At 72.0% G+C, this 16,936-nt stretch carries 15 protein-coding genes; 5 read left to right on the forward strand and 10 right to left on the reverse strand.

The genetic code is table 11. The features are described 5' to 3' along the window. Nucleotides 1-84 precede the first annotated feature (84 nt). Both OGL89_RS04905 and glnA read right to left on the reverse strand, forming a co-directional pair. Nucleotides 85-1,665 (reverse strand): exonuclease domain-containing protein, encoded by a 1,581-nt coding sequence (locus tag OGL89_RS04905; RefSeq protein WP_263118763.1) that lies wholly within the window; start codon nucleotides 1,663-1,665, stop codon nucleotides 85-87. Nucleotides 1,666-1,888: 223 nt separating this feature from the next. Further along, nucleotides 1,889-3,313 carry a type I glutamate--ammonia ligase gene (gene glnA, locus OGL89_RS04910; RefSeq protein ID WP_263118764.1) on the reverse strand — a complete coding sequence of 475 codons (1,425 nt, stop codon included), beginning with the start codon at nucleotides 3,311-3,313 and terminating at the stop codon, nucleotides 1,889-1,891. 218 nt (nucleotides 3,314-3,531) lie between these two features. Between glnA and OGL89_RS04915 the strand changes: the two genes are divergently transcribed. Further along, nucleotides 3,532-4,020 (forward strand): RDD family protein, encoded by a 489-nt coding sequence (locus OGL89_RS04915; protein WP_263118765.1) that lies wholly within the window; start codon nucleotides 3,532-3,534, stop codon nucleotides 4,018-4,020. Here the strand turns inward: OGL89_RS04915 and OGL89_RS04920 are convergent. The 3 genes from OGL89_RS04920 to OGL89_RS04930 all read right to left on the reverse strand — a co-directional run bounded on the left by OGL89_RS04920 (nucleotide 4,017) and on the right by OGL89_RS04930 (nucleotide 5,801). Further along, a complete protein-coding gene (locus OGL89_RS04920) occupies nucleotides 4,017-4,670 on the reverse strand; it encodes a cation transporter (RefSeq protein WP_263118767.1) in 654 nt (217 codons plus the stop codon). The genes OGL89_RS04915 and OGL89_RS04920 overlap by 4 nt on opposite strands. Continuing rightward, nucleotides 4,667-5,002, reverse strand: coding sequence for a metalloregulator ArsR/SmtB family transcription factor (locus OGL89_RS04925; protein WP_263118769.1), 336 nt, complete (start codon nucleotides 5,000-5,002; stop codon nucleotides 4,667-4,669). Before OGL89_RS04925 ends, OGL89_RS04920 begins: the two co-directional genes overlap by 4 nt. A gap of 97 nt (nucleotides 5,003-5,099) precedes the next feature. Beyond that, complete coding sequence (locus tag OGL89_RS04930) at nucleotides 5,100-5,801, reverse strand: DUF4191 domain-containing protein (RefSeq protein ID WP_263118771.1); 702 nt, start codon at nucleotides 5,799-5,801, stop codon at nucleotides 5,100-5,102. A 120-nt stretch (nucleotides 5,802-5,921) separates the two neighbouring features. Here OGL89_RS04930 and OGL89_RS04935 point away from each other — a divergent pair, with 120 nt between their 5' ends. Then, entirely contained in the window at nucleotides 5,922-6,446 is a 525-nt protein-coding gene (locus OGL89_RS04935; RefSeq protein ID WP_263118772.1) for a flavodoxin domain-containing protein, read from the forward strand. Here OGL89_RS04935 and OGL89_RS04940 read toward each other — a convergent pair. Then, entirely contained in the window at nucleotides 6,406-6,873 is a 468-nt protein-coding gene (locus OGL89_RS04940; protein WP_263118773.1) for a MarR family winged helix-turn-helix transcriptional regulator, read from the reverse strand. The two genes, OGL89_RS04935 and OGL89_RS04940, sit on opposite strands and share 41 nt — an antisense overlap. A gap of 97 nt (nucleotides 6,874-6,970) precedes the next feature. Between OGL89_RS04940 and OGL89_RS04945 the strand changes: the two genes are divergently transcribed. Together OGL89_RS04945 and OGL89_RS04950 are read left to right on the forward strand one after the other, a co-directional pair. After that, nucleotides 6,971-9,142 (forward strand): MMPL family transporter, encoded by a 2,172-nt coding sequence (locus OGL89_RS04945; protein ID WP_263118774.1) that lies wholly within the window; start codon nucleotides 6,971-6,973, stop codon nucleotides 9,140-9,142. A gap of 9 nt (nucleotides 9,143-9,151) precedes the next feature. Continuing rightward, entirely contained in the window at nucleotides 9,152-10,156 is a 1,005-nt protein-coding gene (locus OGL89_RS04950; protein WP_263118775.1) for a Gfo/Idh/MocA family oxidoreductase, read from the forward strand. A 64-nt stretch (nucleotides 10,157-10,220) separates the two neighbouring features. Here the strand turns inward: OGL89_RS04950 and OGL89_RS04955 are convergent, their stop codons facing one another. From OGL89_RS04955 to lpdA, 3 genes are all read right to left on the reverse strand, one after another. Next, nucleotides 10,221-11,108, reverse strand: coding sequence for a TIGR01777 family oxidoreductase (locus tag OGL89_RS04955; protein ID WP_263118777.1), 888 nt, complete (start codon nucleotides 11,106-11,108; stop codon nucleotides 10,221-10,223). 456 nt (nucleotides 11,109-11,564) lie between these two features. Beyond that, on the reverse strand, nucleotides 11,565-13,322 hold the full coding sequence (gene sucB / locus OGL89_RS04960; protein ID WP_263118779.1) for a 2-oxoglutarate dehydrogenase, E2 component, dihydrolipoamide succinyltransferase: 1,758 nt from the start codon (nucleotides 13,320-13,322) through the stop codon (nucleotides 11,565-11,567). A 25-nt stretch (nucleotides 13,323-13,347) separates the two neighbouring features. Further along, the gene (lpdA, locus tag OGL89_RS04965) at nucleotides 13,348-14,733 is read right to left on the reverse strand and encodes a dihydrolipoyl dehydrogenase (protein ID WP_263118780.1); all 1,386 of its coding nucleotides are present in this window, start codon (nucleotides 14,731-14,733) and stop codon (nucleotides 13,348-13,350) included. Between the two features lie 188 nt (nucleotides 14,734-14,921). On the opposite strand from lpdA, the gene OGL89_RS04970 reads away from it, so the two are divergent. Further along, entirely contained in the window at nucleotides 14,922-15,305 is a 384-nt protein-coding gene (locus OGL89_RS04970) for an oxidoreductase (protein WP_263118781.1), read from the forward strand. Nucleotides 15,306-15,413: 108 nt separating this feature from the next. On the opposite strand, the gene OGL89_RS04975 is transcribed toward OGL89_RS04970, so the two are convergent. Then, nucleotides 15,414-16,910, reverse strand: a complete 1,497-nt coding sequence (locus tag OGL89_RS04975; protein WP_263118783.1) for a leucyl aminopeptidase — start codon at nucleotides 16,908-16,910, stop codon at nucleotides 15,414-15,416. Between the last annotated feature and the right edge of the window lie 26 nt (nucleotides 16,911-16,936).

A 16,936-nucleotide genomic window follows, 5' to 3' on the forward strand; every position in this document is an offset into this window, starting at 1 on the left:
GTCGAGGCCCCCGAAGGTCAGGTGGTCGGTGTCCATCACTCACAGCAGATCGCCGACGCCGCACTACCAGGATGCGCGCCCAGGTCAATCGGCAGGATGGTGCGCTGCGTAGGCCACCCGCACCTCGGCCGGGATGCGACCACGGACCCCGACCTCAAGACCTTGCGCCAAGGCCCACGCGCGGACGATGGCAGGAGCGACCACGTGGCCCCGTGCAGCGGATGCGGGTGTGCTGACCATGTCATGACCCGTCGGCGTCCCGCTGCCCAGCGGAGGCTGGATGTGGCGGAGCAATGTCCCGAACTCGGTCGGACTGACGACCCTGGTGCCGAGCCGCGCGGCCGCCGCTGCCTTCGTTCCGGAGACTGAGCCGTCCGTGATGAGCATTGCGGTGCGTCCCGATACGGTGGAGCCGATAGCGACGCCGGCCGACAGAGCCTGTTGTTCGAGTCGATTGCGTTCGTCTTCATCGCACCCCGTGAAGACAACTCTGCTTCCGACCCGCAGCGGATCGCCGAGTTCCCAGTTGGAGGGAAGCGGTGCCAGGTCCCGGGACAGCGCCGTGATCCGGGCGCTCTGCTCGACGTCGAGGAACCGCTTGAGATCGGATTCGGTCACATCGAGCAGTTCCGCCGTCGAGCGCAGTTCAGTGCGCTCGGCTGCGCGCAGGACACCGTCTTCGACTGCCTCACGAGCGAGAGCCTGGAGCAGACCTCGGTGTGCAGCGGCGACCTCAGTGTCCTCGAGTCCGTTCGCCTCGGCGATGTGATCGAGCGCGATGCGCTCTTCCTCCGTGATCTGAACGTCCTCGAGCGCGGCGACGAGCGTCTCAAGGTAAGGCAGGGCCTCGTCCGGTGCGCCGGCCTCGATGGCATCGCTCAGGGTGAAGGACTCCAAGAGCGTCGGATGGGCGGCCGGCGCTCTTCTGATCACGGATCGTGCCCTGGCCGTGAGCGGTCGACGGGGCTCGTCAGCATCGAACAGGTGCCCGTCCCCGGCACGCTGCGGCCAGGTGGTGCGCGAGGCGAGGTCCACGAGAGCGCGGTGGGCGGACAGCGGGGCGATGCCTGTTCCGCCGACCAAGTAGTGCGACAACAGTGCGGCGGTGGCGCGGGCGTCGCCGAGCGCCGAGTGTGCGTCGACGAGTTCGATGTCGCATGCCCAGCAGCAGTCCGTCAGCCTGCGCCGGTCGAGATAGGGCAAGAAGTGCTGTGACTCGCGCAAGGTGCACAGCATCGGCACTGTCGGCCAGCCCCACCCGGCGCGTCCGAATTCGTACTTCAGGAACGAGCTGTCGAAGGACATGTTGTGCCCGGCCAGGACACGACCCTCGAACAGGGGGAGCAGGTGGGGGACGACCTCCCCGAAAATCGGCGCGCCCACCACGTCTTGCTGGGTGATGCCGTGGATGTGGGTGGCGCCGACCGGTCCCTGCGGATCGATCAGCGTGCTCCACTCGTCTTGGACGTTCCCCTGTCGATCGAGCTGGATCACCGCGACCGAGACCACCCGGTCACGGCGCGGCGACAATCCGGTCGTCTCGACATCGACCACGGCGAAACCGCCTCGCGGAGCGGGTGCAGCGGCTGTGGTCCGCGGCTCGACCGGCTCGGGTTCGGGTGCGGTGCGCCCTAGCAGTTCCAGGCCGGTCTCAGTGGTGGCCACTGATTTCGATCCGAACAACCGACTCAACCAACCCATGTCCGCTCACTCCTGTCGCCGCTGGTGTCGAAGGCAGTGAAGCATGCAGGTCAGCGCCTGGTGTGGCGTTCGGCGCTATCGATGAGTGGCGCGACCGAGTCGCCGTGCGCGTGCGTCCGGACATGCCACGAGGGGCGCCTCCCGATGGGAGACGCCCCTCGCCTGCGCACTGACCGGGAGCAGCCGATCAGACGTCGTAGTAGAGCTCGAACTCGTGCGGGTGCGGGCGCAGCCGGATCGGGTCGATCTCCGCGGACCGCTTGTAGTCGATCCAGGTCTGGATCAGGTCCGGGGTGAACACGTTGCCGGCGGTGAGGTAGTCGTGGTCCGCCTCCAGGGCGTCCAGCACCTCGGCCAGCGAGCCCGGGACCTGCGCGATCTGCGCGTGCTCCTCGGGGGGCAGCTCGTACAGGTCCTTGTCGACCGGCTCCGGCGGCTCGATCCGGTTCTGGATGCCGTCCAGGCCGGCCATCAGCATGGCGGCGAAGCCCAGGTACGGGTTCCCCGACGGGTCCGGCACGCGGAACTCGATCCGCTTGGCCTTCGGGTTGGAACCGGTGACCGGGATGCGGATACAGGCGGAGCGGTTGCGGGCCGAGTAGACCAGGTTGACCGGGGCCTCGAAGCCGGGGACCAGGCGGTGGTAGGAGTTCACCGTCGGGTTGGTGAAGGCCAGCAGCGACGGGGCGTGCTTGAGCAGGCCGCCGATGTACCAGCGGGCGATGTCGGACAGGCCGCCGTAGCCCTTCTCGTCGAAGAACAGCGGCTCGCCGTCCTTCCACAGGGACTGGTGCACGTGCATGCCGGAACCGTTGTCACCGAAGATCGGCTTGGGCATGAAGGTGGCGGTGTGGCCGGCCTCGTGCGCGACGTTCTTCACGATGTACTTGAACAGCTGCACCTTGTCCGCGGACTTGGCGAGCGTGTCGAAGCGGTAGTTGATCTCGGCCTGACCGGCGGTGCCGACCTCGTGGTGGGCGCGCTCGACCTCGAAGCCGAGCTCGTTCAGCTGCAGCGAGATGGCGTCGCGCAGGTCGGCGAAGTGGTCGACCGGCGAGACGGGGAAGTAGCCGCCCTTGTAGGGGGTCTTGTGGCCGAGGTTGCCGCCCGGCTCCTCGCGCCCGGTGTTCCACGCGGCCTCGATCGAGTCGATCGCGTAGTAGGAGGTGTTCTGCTTGGTCTCGAAGCGCACGTCGTCGAAGACGTAGAACTCCGCCTCGGGGGCGAAGAAGGCGGTGTCCGCGATGCCGGTGCTGCGCAGGTAGGCCTCGGCCTTCGCGGCGACCTGGCGCGGGTCACGGGAGTAGGGCTCGTCGGTGTACGGGTCGACGACGTGGAAGTTCAGCGCGAGGGTCTTCTCGATCCGGAACGGGTCGATGAAGGCGGTGGTGACGTCCGGCACCAGCTTCATGTCGGACTCGTTGATCGCCTGGAAGCCGCGGATCGACGACCCGTCGAACATCTGGCCGGTGGAGAAGAAGTCCTCGTCGACCGAGACGGCCGGGATGTTGAAGTGCTGCATGACGCCGGGCAGGTCGCAGAACCTGATGTCGACGAACTTCACGTCCTCGGACTTGATATAGGCCAGGAGTTCCTCTGGCTTGCTGAACATCCGCTGCTCCTCGGGTCGTCGGTGCCCGTGATCGGGCGTTCCGAGGCTAGGCCGACGCAGTTTCCCTCGGGTGTACCCATTGTTTCCGGCGTGTTACGGATCGTGGGCGGGTGCGTCAGGGGCGTGACGTGACCAGGGCGTTCGCCACGGGTGTCCAGATGCGGGCGTGAGGTGCTCGTCAGGCGGGACGACGCGGCACACCGCTTACCCTGGTCGGCATGGTCGAACGCGAGGACGTCGGGTCGTGGCTGTCCGGACCGCCGGTGGGCGGCGGGGCGGGGGCGCCGCGGGGGAGCCGGCTCGGTCTGCCGCCGTCCGGGCGCGGGTCGCCGGCCGGGATGGGTCGCCGGGTCGGGGCGCTGGTCGTCGACTGGCTGGCCTGCCAGGCGATCGCCTACGCCTTCTTCGACGCCCACCCGTTGATCCCGCTCGCGGTCTTCGCGCTGGAGAACCTGCTGCTGGTCGGCACGATCGGTGCCACGCTCGGGCACGCCCTGTTCGGCATCCGGGTGCGTCGCCTGGTGGCACCGCGGTCGCTGAGGGACGACGGGGCCCCGCACGACCCGGGCCCGGATCTGCCTGCCGGTCCCCTGCGGGCACTGGTGCGCACCGTGCTGCTGTGCCTGGTGATCCCGGCCGCGGTGTGGGACGGCGACGGCCGTGGTCTGCACGACCGGCTCGCAGGGACGGCGATCGTCCGCCGCTAGCAGCACCCGTCGCCGCGCCAGGACTCCCGGCCCTCCTTCACCGCCACCCCGGCGATCACCAGGGCGGCCAGCGGATCGGCCCAGGCCCAGCCGAGCCACGAGTTCAGCACCAGCCCGGCCAGCAGCACCGCGGACAGCCAGGAGCAGAGCAGGGTCTGCCGGGAGTCGGCCACCGCGGAAGCCGATCCGAGCTCCCGCCCGGCGCGGCGCTCCGCCCAGGACAGGGCCGGCATGATGCCCAGGCTGACGGCGGCCAGCACGATGCCGACCGTGGAGTGCTCGGCCTCGGCGCCGCCCAGCAGGCTGCGTGCCGCGTCGATCCCGACCAGGAGGGCGAGCCCGAAGAAGGACACCGCGATCACCCGCAGGGCGATCCGCTCGCGACGTTCCGGGTCGGGCGCGGCGAACTGCCAGGCCACCGCCGCCGCGGACAGCACCTCGACCGTCGAGTCCAGGCCGAAGCCGACCAGCGCGGAGGAGGAGGCGACGCGGCCGGCGGTGATCGCGACCACGGCCTCGACCACGTTGTAGCCGATGGTGCCCGCGACGATCCACCGGATCCGGCGCTCCAGGACGGCACGGCGGCGTCCGGTGTCCCCGGTCGTGCGGTCCGCGCCGGTCGACCGGGCGTGGCCGGTGGGCCCGCTCATGCGCAGGTGCAGTCGGGGCCGGCGCAGCAGGTCGGGTCCACGGCCAGCACCAGGCGGAGCAGATCGTCGAGCGCGGGGGCCAGGCGTTCGTCGGTGAGGCGGTACCAGGTCCGCCGACCGTCCGGGATGGACTCGACCAGTCCGCAGCCGCGCAGGCAGGCGAGCTGATTGCTCATCACCTGACGGGACACGCCGAGCGCATCGGCCAGGTCCGAGGGGTAGGCGGGTGCCTCGCGCAGCGCGAGCAGGATCCGGGTCCGGGTGTCGTCGGACAGGGCGTGCCCGAGCCGCGCCAGGGCGGCGGTGTGGGTGAGGGTGACCGTCTCGCTCATGGCGACGAGAGTACAGCGGACCGTGAATTCACAACACCCTGGAACGACGGCACCCCCGCGCCCACGGTGCGGAACGGGGGTGCCGGACAGCTCGCGGTCAGCGGCCGCGCATGCCCTTGCGGTCGGGCCGGGCGCGCATCGGGTCGACGCCCTTCGGCACCGGGACCTTCATCGCGCCGAGGGCGGTCAGGCGCTTGACCACCTCACCGGTCTCGACCTTGGTCAGGGTCGGCTTGAGCCGCTGCACCTTGCGGGCGAGCTGGGGGAGCGGCACCTGGCCCTCCTCGCGACCGACCTCGATCAGGGTGATCGGCACGTTCGGCAGCACGCGGGCGGTGCGCTTGCGCTCGGACTCCAGCAGCTTGTCGATCCGGTGCGCCGGACCCTCGCCGACCAGCACCACGCCGGCCCGGCCGACGCCGCGGAACACCAGGTCCTGGGTGCGCGGGGACATGGCCACCGGCTCCTGGGTGAAGGTCCAGCCGCGACGGATGGTGCCCAGCGCGGAGATCGCGGCACCGGGCTGGCCCTCGATCCGGCCGTAGGCGGCCCGCTCGGCGCGGCGCGTCAGGGTGAACATCGCACCCAACAGTGCGAACGGGATCGACATCAGCAGCAGGTAGACCGGGTGCCCGATCAGCACGCCGATGACGATGCCCAGGGCGATCACACCGAAGAAGATCGCCAGGATGATCCAGGTGACAGCAGGATCCTGCTGCCGGGTCATCTGGTATGCCTGCCAGATCTGGTGGTACCACCGGGTCTTCTTGACCTTGGGGGCCTTCGGTTCGCGCGCCATGGTCGGTGAGTCTACCGACCCGCGGCGGCGCGCCACGCATCGCGATCGGGACCTGGGTCCCTGGTCCGCGGGGGTCGGCGGAGGTCAGCCTGGGGGATCGGCCGCGAAGGGGAGGACGAGATGCGCATCCTGGTGACGACGGCGTCCCGGCACGGTGGCACGCGGGAGATCGGTGAGGCGGTGGCCGACGTGCTCGCCGCCGCGGGGCACGCGGTGGACCGGATCCCGCCGGAGGACGTGCTGGCGGTCGACCGCTACGACGCGGTGGTGCTCGGGTCCGCCGTCTACGCCGGACGGCTGGCGGTGAGCCTGCGTGATCTGGTGGAACGTCAGGGCGGTCAGCTCGCGGCGCGGCCGGTGTGGCTGTTCTGGTCCGGCCCGGTCGGGCACGGCGGGCGGGTCACCGGTGAGGCGGCCACCCCGCCGGACGACGTGGATGCGGTGGCCCGCCGGATCGACGCACGGGAGGTGGCCTGCTTCGGCGGGCAGCTGCGCAGCGCGGAGCTGGGCCTGGCCGAGCGGGCGCTGGTCGCGATGATCGACGCCGAGGACGGCGACCACCGGGACTTCGACGCGGTGGAGGAGTGGGCGCGCGGCGTCGCGGTCAGCCTTCGGGGTGCGCCACCGCGGCCAGCAGCGCCCTGAGCTGGGCGACCTGCTCCGGAGTGAGCCCGCGGGCGGCGATCCGGTCGGCGGCCTGCTGGTCGGCGGCCAGCCCTGCGGCCCGGCGTCCGTCGTCGGTGATCTCGACCTGGTGCTTGCGCCGATCCAGCCGGTGCGGGGTGCGCCGGATGTGACCGGTGCGCTCCAGCCGGGACAGGATCCGGCTCATCGTCTGCTCGGTCACCTCGCAGGCGGTGGCCAGCTCGGCCTGGGTGTGCGGACCGCCGAGCAGCATCATCAGCACCGGGAAGCTGGCGTGGTTGAGCTCCCACGCGCCGAGGTGGCCGTTCCACTCCCGCTCGACGCGCCGCGCGGCGGCGGACAGCAGACGGCCGAGCGGCCAGTCGGCGGGATCGTCGGAGGTCATCTCGGACCAGCTCCGCGGCTCGTCGGCGGGGTGCTGCGTCACGGGTGTGCCTCCTGTGCCCGGACGATGCCGGGACGTCTCGTCGTGGTGCCCCGGGTAGATGTTGCCGGATCGCGCGGGCTGACGCATAGTGCTCAGCATGCTGAGGAATGGTGTGGTGCGGGGTCTGGCGATCCTGGTCCTGGTCGCGGGCTGGCTCGCGGTCGGGGCGTTCGGCGGGATGTCGCAGGGTCGGCTGTCCCAGGTGCAGACCAACGACTCGGCGGCGTTCCTTCCGTCGTCGGCGGAGTCGACCCGGGCCGCGCAGGAGGCAGAGGCCTTCACCGAGGGGCAGGCGCTGCCGGTCCTGGTGGTGATCACCGCGGACGACGCCGATGCCGCCCTGCCCGCCGGGGCGATGGCCACGGCCTCCGCCGCGATCGAGGGATGGCCCGCTCTCGCGCTGCCCGGCGCCGGTGCGGGGGACCCCGCGACGGTGGGTGACGTGCTGACCGCCGACCCGGTGGTCGTCCCGAGCGAGGACGGCGAGGCGCTGCTGGTGCCGCTGTCCCTGGACGCGGAGCAGGCCGACGCGATCCTGGCGAACGACGAACGGGTGACCGGCGCGGTGGTCGAGGCGCTGCGGGACGCGCTCGCCGAGGACCTGGACGGCACCTCGCTGCAGTCCTGGGTCACCGGACCGGCCGGGTTCGTCGCGGACCTGGTGACCGCGTTCGGCGGGATCGACGGGGTGCTGCTGCTGGTCGCGCTCGGCGCCGTGCTGGTGATCCTGGTGCTGGTCTACCGCTCGCCGTTCCTGCCGTTCCTGGTGATCCTCAACGCGGTCTTCGCGCTGTGCGCCGCCGCGCTGGTGGTCTACCACCTGGCCGACGCCGGCGTGCTGACCCTGAACGGTCAGGCGCAGGGCATCCTGTCGATCCTGGTGGTCGGCGCCTCGGTGGACTACGCGCTGCTGATCGTCGCGCGCTACCGGGAGGAACTGCGGCTGGTCGAGTCGCCGGGTGCCGCCATGCGGACCGCGCTGCGCGCCTCGCTGGAGCCGATCAGCGCCTCGGCCGGGACGGTGATCGCCGGTCTGCTCTGCCTGCTGCTCAGCGATCTGGCGTCCAACCGCAGCCTCGGGCCGGTCGGCGCGATCGGCATCGTCGCTGCCTACCTGGCGTCGTTCAGCCTGCTGCCGCTGATGCTGCTGATGCTCGGCAAGCGGTCGCGGGGCCTGTTCTGGCCACGACGTCCGGTGGTGGACACCGACCCGGCGCACACCGGCCACGGAGTGTGGGAGAAGCTCGCCAGCCGGGTCGGCCGCCGCGACCGCCGGGTCTGGATCGGCACCACCGTGGTGCTGCTGGTCGCGGCCGCCTTCCTCCCGACGTTCCAGGCGCAGGGCACCAGCCAGTCCGACGTGTTCCGCACCCAGGTCGACTCGGTGGACGGGGAGAAGGTGCTGGCCGAGCACTTCCCGGCCGGGGTGGTGCAGCCGTCGACCGTGTTCGTGGACCAGGGCGAGTCCGACGCGGTGATCGCCGCGGCCGAGGACGTGGACGGTGTGCTGTCCGCGGCGGTCTACACCGGGTCGTCCTCGTTCAGCGGTCAGGCCGGCGGTGAGGCCGTGGTGGTCGACGGCCGGGTCCGGGTCGACGTGACCACCGAGGCCGGTGCGGACACCACCGCGGGGGTCGCGGCGGTCGAGCGGCTCCGTACCGCTGTACACGAGGTCGCGCCCGACGCCCTGGTCGGCGGTGCGGCGGCCGAGACCCTGGACGCCCAGGACGCCGGCACACGGGACCTGCGCGTGATCGTGCCGGTGGTGCTGGTAGTCATCCTGTTGATCCTCATGCTGCTGCTGCGCTCCGTGCTGGCCGCCGTGCTCCTGATGCTGGCGAACGTGCTGTCCTTCGCGGCCGCTCTCGGTGTGTCGGCGATCGTGTTCAACCACGTGCTCGACTACCCGGGGGCCGACCCCGCGGTGCCGCTGTACGCCTTCACCTTCCTGATCGCGCTCGGCGTCGACTACTCGATCTTCCTGATGACCCGGGTCCGCGAGGAGAGCCTGCGGGTCGGTACCCGGGAGGGCGTCCGGCGCGGGCTCGCGGTCACCGGTGGCGTGATCACCTCCGCGGGTGTGGTGCTGGCGATGACCTTCGCGGCGCTCGGTGTCATCCCGCTGCTGTTCCTGGCGCAGCTGGCGTTCATCGTGGCTTTCGGCGTGCTGGTCGACACCCTGGTGGTCCGCAACCTGCTGGTCCCGGCCCTGGTGCACGACCTGGGCGACCGGGTGTGGTGGCCGTCGAAGATCGCCCGGCGGTCCTAGGGTGACCGCATGACCCAACTGCGTGCGGGAATCATCGGGTACGGCTCGGCGGGCCGGGGGATCCACGGTCGGCTGCTGCGCGAGATCGGGGCCGAGGTGGTCCGGGTGGTCACCCGGAACCCCGCCCGGGCCACCGCCGCGCAGAAGGACTGGCCCGGGGTCACCGTCGACGCCACCGCCGAGGAGCTGCTCGCCCACGCGGATCAGCTGGACGTGGTGGTGATCGCCAGCCCGACCGGCGAGCACGTCGCGCACGTCACCGCGGCGCTCGCGGCGGGTGTGCACGTGGTGGTCGACAAGCCGCTGGCCACCACCGCGGCGGACGCCGCCCGGCTCACGGAGTTCGGCGACGGTCGGCTCACCGTGTTCCAGAACCGGCGCTGGGATCCCGAACAGCTCACCCTGCTCGGCCTGATCGCCGACGGGAAGCTCGGCCACGTGCACCGGTTCGAGCGACGGTGGGAGCGCTGGCGTCCGGTGCCGCAGGATCGCTGGAAGGAGAACGACCCGGAGTCCGGCGGCCTGCTGCTCGACCTCGGCGCGCACCTGGTCGACTCGGCGATCCAGCTGTTCGGCCCGGTCGCTACGGTCAGCGCCGAGCTGCGGAACCTCACCACACCCGCGGTCGACGACGTCTTCCTCGCCCTGCGGCACACCGGCGGCACGATCAGCCACCTGCAGGCCGGGTCCCTGGTGGGTGCCCCCGGACCCCGCACCCGGGTGCTCGGCAGCAAGGGGGCGTTCCTGGTGACCAGCTTCGAGGGCGAGGCGTCGCCGTTCAGCGTGCTGGACGAGGACGGGTCCCTGTTCGAGGGGCGGCTGGTCCGGGGCGAGGAGGTGACGCCGGTCCGGCGTGCGCCCGGCGGGCACCCGGACTTCTACCGCGCGGTGCAGGCCTGGGCGCTGGACGGTGGTCCGCTGCCGGTCGACCCGGCGGACGCGGTGCTCACCGCCCGGGTGCTGGACGCGGCACGGGTGTCGGCGGCGGATGAGCGGGCGGTCCGACTGGACTGAGCGCGACCGTCCCGGGCCCTGCGGTCCCGGGCGTGCGGGCGCAGCGAACCGACGGGCGTGGTCCTCAGCCGACGACCGCGCGCGCCGCGTCCTCGATCCGCCGGTACCGGTGCACGAACCCGCTGCTGTCCAGCTTCTGCGGCACGATCCGCTGCGAGGCCAGGATCTCGTCGGCGAACTCGCCGAGCACCAGGCGGAGGGCGAAGCCCGGCACCGGCAGCACCGCCGGGCGGTGCAGCGCCTGAGCCAGCGCGCGGATGACGTCGATGCTCCGGGCGGCATCCGCGACCAGGTTCACCGGGCCGTCGACCGGCGCGTCCATCAGGTGCCGGATCGCCCGGACCTCGTCCGCCAGGGTGATCCACGCCCAGTAGTTTTTCCCGGACCCGAGCGGGCCGCCCAGCCCGAACCGGATCAGCGGCAGCAGCGGTCCGAGGGCACCCCCGCCGGGCGTCAGCACGATACCGGTGCGCAGGAACACCACCCGCACCCGCGGGTCCTCGACCGCGGGCCGCGCCGCGTCCTCCCACGCCCGCACGACCCCGGCCAGGAAGGTGTCGCCCCGGGAGCTGTCCTCGGTCAGCACCTCCTCGCCGCGATCGCCGTACGCGCCGCTGGCGGAGCCCTGCAACAGCACGCGCGGGGGGTCGTCCGTCCCGGCGATCGTCCGGGCCAGCAGTGCGGTGCCGGTCGTCCGGGAGGAGAGCACCACCCGCTTACGCTCGGCGGTCAGCCGCTCGTCGCCGACGCCCGCACCGGCCAGGTTCACCACGACGTCCGCCCCCACCAGCACGTCGGGGTCGAGCTCGCCGCGGTCCGGGTCCCACCGGTGCTCCTCCGGGTGCGCGGGTGCGCGCCGCACCAGTCGGACGACATCCGCGCCCTCCGCCTGCAGCAGCTCCGTCAACGCCGACCCGATCAGCCCGCTCGATCCCGCGATCACCACCCGCATAGCCCCGACCCTAGGCGGACCCGCTGGACACCGCCCGATCGCGCCCCGCCCCGGCCCGTGGAGCTCGGCCCTTCCCGCCGCCCCAGACCCGGCGGACTGCCGACCCCGGCGTGGACTGCCGAGTTCGTGACATCGGTGCCGAGTTCGGTGTCCCGGGGACCGAACTCGCTACGGATGTACCGAACCCGCCCGCCGGGGCGAGCCGGCCTCGGGTCGGATGCGGCCGCCTGACGCACGCCGTCCGACGGACGCGGCTCGATCGCTGGACGCGGTCCGCCCGCTGGACGCGGTCCGCCCGCTGGAGGCGGTCCGTCCGCTGGCGGCGGCCCGTCCGCTGGCGGCGGCCCGATCGCCGGACGCACCCCGGCCGCCGGACGCACGCCCACCCGGGACGCACCGCGGCCCCCGGCAGCGCGGTGGCTGACGGGGGCCGCGGGTGGAGCGGTCAGGCGACGATCAGAGGCCGACCTCGGCCTCGAACGCGCCCTCCTCGATCCGCTGCTTCACGGTCATCAGGTACCGGGAGGCGTCCGCGCCGTCCACCAGGCGGTGGTCGTAGGACAGGGCCAGGTAGCACATGGACCGGATGGCGATGACCTCGGCGCCGTCGGCGTCCTTGATCACCACGGGGCGCTTGACGATGGTCCCGGTGCCCAGGATGGCGGAGGTGCCGCCCGGGACGATCGGGGTGTCGAACAGCGCACCGCCGGAGCCGGTGTTGGTGACGGTGAAGGTGGCGCCGGACAGCTCGTCCGGGGTGACCTTGTTCGCGCGGGTCCGACCGGCCAGGTCGTTGATCTTGCGGGCGATCCCGGCCAGGTTCAGATCACCGGCGTCGCGGATCACCGGCACGACCAGGCCGCGCTCGGTGTCCACCGCGATGCCGACGTTCTCGGAGCCGTGGTAGGTGATCTCCTTGCCCTCGAGCACACCGTTGATCTTGGGGTGCACCTTGAGCGCCTCGATCGCCGCCTCGACGAAGAACGGCAGGAAGGTGAGGTTCACGCCCTCGCGGGACTTGAACGACTCCTTGGCGGCCGCGCGCAGGCGGGCGACCTTGGTGACGTCGACCTCGACCACGGTGGTCAGCTGGGCCTGCGAGTGCAGGGCCTCGACCATGCGCTCGGCGATCACCTGACGCAGGCGGCTGGCCTTCTCCGTGGTGCCGCGCAGCGGGGAGACCTCGACGGCCTTCGACGACGCGGCGGGTGCGGAGGACGCAGCGGGAGCGGCAGCCGCCGGGGCGGTGGCCTTCGCGGCCTCGGCCTTGGCGGCCTCCACCTTGGCGGCCGCCTCCAGGACGTCCTCCTTGCGGATCCGGCCGCCGACACCGGTGCCGACCAGGGTGGACACGTCCACGCCCTTCTCGGACGCCAGCTTGCGGACCAGCGGGGTCAGGTAGGAGCCACCGGCCTGGGCCTTGGGCGCCTCGGACTGCGCGGGGGCGGCGGGAGCCTCGGCCTTCGGCGCCGGGACCGGAGCCGGGGTGGACTCGGCGGCCTTCGGTGCCTCGGCCTTCGGCGCCTCAGCGGCGGGAGCCTCGGCCTTCGGGGCCTCGGTCTGCGCGGAGGCGGCCGGAGCGGCGGCGCCGGAGCCGATCACGGCCAGTGGGGCGCCGACCTCGGCGGTCTCGTCCTCGCCCACCAGGATCTGCTGCAGGGTGCCGGCGAACGGCGACGGGACCTCGGTGTCCACCTTGTCGGTGGAGATCTCCAGCAGCGGCTCGTCGACCTCGACGCTGTCGCCGACCGCCTTCAGCCAGCGGGTGACGGTGCCCTCGGTGACGGACTCGCCGAGCGCGGGCAGGGTGACCTGCTGGCCGTCGGCGGAGCCCTCGTCCTGGGCCGCGGGGGCGGACTGCTCGGCGGGGGCCGGAGCCTCCTCCTCGGCGGCCGGTGCCTGCTCGGCGGCGGGTTGCTCGGCCGGAGCCTGCTCCTCGGCGGGGGCGGAGGACTCCTCGGCGGAACCGGCACCGCTGCCGTCGCCGATCACGGCCAGGACGGCGCCGACCTCGGCGGTCTCGTCCTCCTGCACCAGGATCTGCTCCAGGACGCCCGCGAAGGGCGACGGGACCTCGGTGTCCACCTTGTCGGTGGAGATCTCCAGCAGCGGCTCGTCGACGGCGACGGTGTCACCGACGTTCTTCAGCCAGCGGGTGACGGTGCCCTCGGTGACGGACTCGCCGAGTGCGGGAAGCTGCACGTTGTCGGACATGACCTCGTGTCTCCTTCGTATCTGGTCAGTTGTGGGCGTGCAGCGGCTTGCCGGCCAGCGCCAGGTGCGCCTCGCCGAGAGCCTCGTTCTGCGTGGGGTGGGCGTGGACCAGGGCGGCGACGTCCTCGGGGTACGCCTCCCAGTTCACGATGAGCTGGCCTTCGCCGATCAGCTCGCCGACGCGGGCGCCGATCATGTGGACGCCGATCACGGGGCCGTCCTTCTGGCGCACCAGCTTGACGAAGCCGGTGGTCGCGAGGATCTGGCTCTTGCCGTTGCCACCGAGGTTGTACTCGAGGGTCTCGACGTTCTCCGCGCCGTGCAGCTCCTTGGCCTTGGCCTCGGTGAGGCCGACCGAGGCGACCTCGGGGTCGGAGTAGGTGACGCGCGGGATGCCCGACTCGACGATCGCGGCCGGCTTCAGGCCGGCGATCTCCTCGGCGACGAAGATGCCCTGGGCGAAGCCGCGGTGCGCGAGCTGCAGACCCGGGACGATGTCGCCGACGGCGTAGATGTTGCCGACACCGGTGTGCAGCCGCTCGTCGGTGATGACGAAGCCGCGGTCCAGGGTCAGGCCCTGCTCCTCGTAGCCCAGGCCGGAGGTCGACGGGCCGCGGCCCACGGCGACCAGCAGCAGGTCGGCGTCGAAGCTCTTGCCGTCCTCCAGGGTGACGTGCACGCCGTCGTCGTTCTGGGTCACGCCGGAGAACCGGACGCCCAGGTTGAACGCGATGCCGCGCTTGCGGAAGGCGCGCTCGAAGGCCTTGGAGAGCGCCTCGTCCTCGTTCGGGACCAGGTGGGGGAGCGCCTCGATGATCGTGACGTCCGCGCCGAAGGACTTCCAGACGGAGGCGAACTCGGAACCGATGACGCCACCACCGAGGATGATCGCCGACTTCGGTACCCAGTCCAGCTTCAGGGCCTGGTCGGAGGTGATCACGCGACCGCCGATCTCCAGACCGGGCAGCGAGCGGGCGTAGGAGCCGGTGCCGAGCACGATGTGCTTGCCGGTCACGCGCTCGCCGTTGACCTCGACCGTGTCGGGGCCGACCAGCTTGCCGTAGCCCTCGATCACGGTGATCTTGCGGGACTTGATCAGGCCCTGCAGACCCTTGTAGAGGCGGCCGATCACCGAGTCCTTGTACTCGTTGACGCCGTTCATGTCGATGCCGGTGAGCTCGGTGTGCACGCCGAAGTGCGCACCCTCACGGGCGTTGTCGGCCAGCTCGGCCGCGTGCAGGAGGGCCTTGGTGGGGATGCAGCCCTTGTGGAGGCAGGTCCCGCCGACCTTGTCGGCCTCGATGAGGGCGACGCTCAGGCCGAGCTGGGCACCGCGGAGCGCGGCCGCGTAGCCGCCACTCCCTCCGCCCAGGACGACGATGTCGAAAGCGGACCCGGTCGTGTCGGACACGTGGTGGCTCCTTGAAGTGACGTCGGTGTGGTGAGTCGCAGCCCATCTTGGCATCTCCGCCTGGGCCCGACGACCCAGATCATGGGATTGGCGGTGTGATTCTCGGTACAGACATCCCATGAATTAGATCGGGAGTCCTCTGCCGAAGTTCAGCCGGCACCCAGGTTCGCGCCGTTACCCTCTCCCGCATGGGTCTGTTCTCCCGCCGCAAGCGTCGCTCCGACGACGGTGCCGCCGTCGCCGCGCCCGCGCCGACCGGGCGCGCCGCTCAGCAGGCGACCGTCGACCACCTGGCCGAGTTCGTGCGGACCCGGGTCGGCGTCGAGGCCTATGTCGAGCCGGCCACCAACGTCACCCAGACCACGCTGATGCTGATCGCCACGGACGGGGAGTGGACCCGGCGCCGGGTGCCGGACGGCAAGGCCGCCGGGGACGTCGCCCGCAAGCTCGGCATCCCGGTGTACGACGTGCAGCGCACCGGCTACCCGCAGCGGATGCGCGACTGGAACACCCGGCAGCGGATCGAGCGCGAGCGGGCGGCCAAGGAGCGGGCGGCACGGCGCGAGGTCTGACCGACCCCGAGGTGTGACCGACCGCGTGGCCTGACCGTCCGCGTGGCACGACGGAGGGCCGCCACCCCCGATCGGGGACGACGGCCCTCGCGTTCGTGCCGGGACCGCTCAGCGGCCCGCGCGACCCTCGATCAGGGCCAGCAGCGTCCGCACGCCGACCCCGGTGCCGCCGACCGGCGTGTAGCCGAAGGCGGACTTCTCGTTGTAGGCCGGACCGGCGATGTCCAGGTGCGCCCACGGCGTCGAGCCGACGAACTCCTGCAGGAAGATCCCCGCGGTGAGCATCCCGCCGAACCGGTCGGAGATGTTGGCGATGTCGGCGACCTTGGAGTTCAGACCGGGGCGCAGGTCCTTCGGCAGCGGCATCGGCCAGAACTGCTCGCCGGAGGCGCCGGCGGACGCCACGACCTCCTCGCGCACCGCGTCGGTGCCCATCACCGCGGAGACGCGCGGGCCGAGTGCCACCAGCTGCGCGCCGGTCAGCGTCGCGATGTCCAGCACGACGTCCGGCTTCTCCTCGACCGCGGCGACCAGGCCGTCCGCCATCACCAGGCGTCCCTCGGCGTCGGTGTTCAGCACCTCGACGGTCTTGCCGCCGCGGATGGTCAGCACGTCCGACGGGCGCTGGGCGGAACCCGAGGGCATGTTCTCGGCCAGGCAGAGCCAGCCGGTCACGGCCACCGGGACCTCGAGCCGGGCGGCGGCGATCACGGTGTGCAGGACCGCGGCGGCACCGGCCATGTCGGACTTCATCGCGTCCATGCCCGCGGCCGGCTTGATCGAGATGCCGCCGGAGTCGAAGGTGATGCCCTTGCCGACCAGCGCGACCTTGGCCTGCGGCTTGGAGGGCGTGTAGGACACCTTCACCAGGCGCGGCGGGCGGACCGATCCCTGGCCGACGCCGACCAGACCGCCGTAGCCGCCGGCGGCCAGCTGCTTCTCGTCCAGCACGGAGATCTTCAGGCCCTTGGCGCCCGAGTCCTTGATCGCGGTCTTCGCGGCGTCGGCGAACGCGGCCGGGAACAGGTCGTTCGGCGCGGCGTTCACCAGATCGCGCACGCCGTGCAGTGCGGCGGCCAGCACCTCGGCCCGGGCCAGCGCGGCGGTGGCGGCCTTGTCCGTGGCCCGCGGGGTGACGAACTCGATCGAGGCGACCGGTGCCTTCGCCTCACCCGTCTGGTAGCGGGTGTAGCTGTAGGCGCCGAACAGCGCGCCCTCGGTCACCGCGGCGACCTGCTCGGCGTCGGCGGCGGGCAGCACCACCGCGACGGTCTCCACGCCGGAGAGCTCACGCAGCGCGGCGCCGGCGGCCCGGCGCAGCGCCTCCGGCTCCGGGGTGGCGCCGTCGTCGAGCGCACCGACACCGGTGAGCACGACGAGCTTGGCCTTCAGGCCGGTGGCGGGCACCGCGCGCACCTGGTCGGCGGCACCCGTCACGCCCAGCGGGGTGGCGAGGTCGGTCAGACTCGCGGCCAGGTCGGCGGGCAGCCAGTCCGCGGCGAGCAGGCGCGGGGGCCGACCCTCTCCGGTCTGGGCGACCGCGACGACCAGGGCGTCGGCGGACAGGCGGGCGGGGTTCGCGGAGGTCAACGTCACTCGGGGCACGGACCCGACTCTAGCCGTCGTGCGGG

Origin of the sequence: Cellulomonas sp. RIT-PI-Y, from assembly GCF_025642745.1 — a bacterium.
Taxonomy (GTDB): Bacteria; Actinomycetota; Actinomycetes; order Actinomycetales; family Cellulomonadaceae; genus Cellulomonas.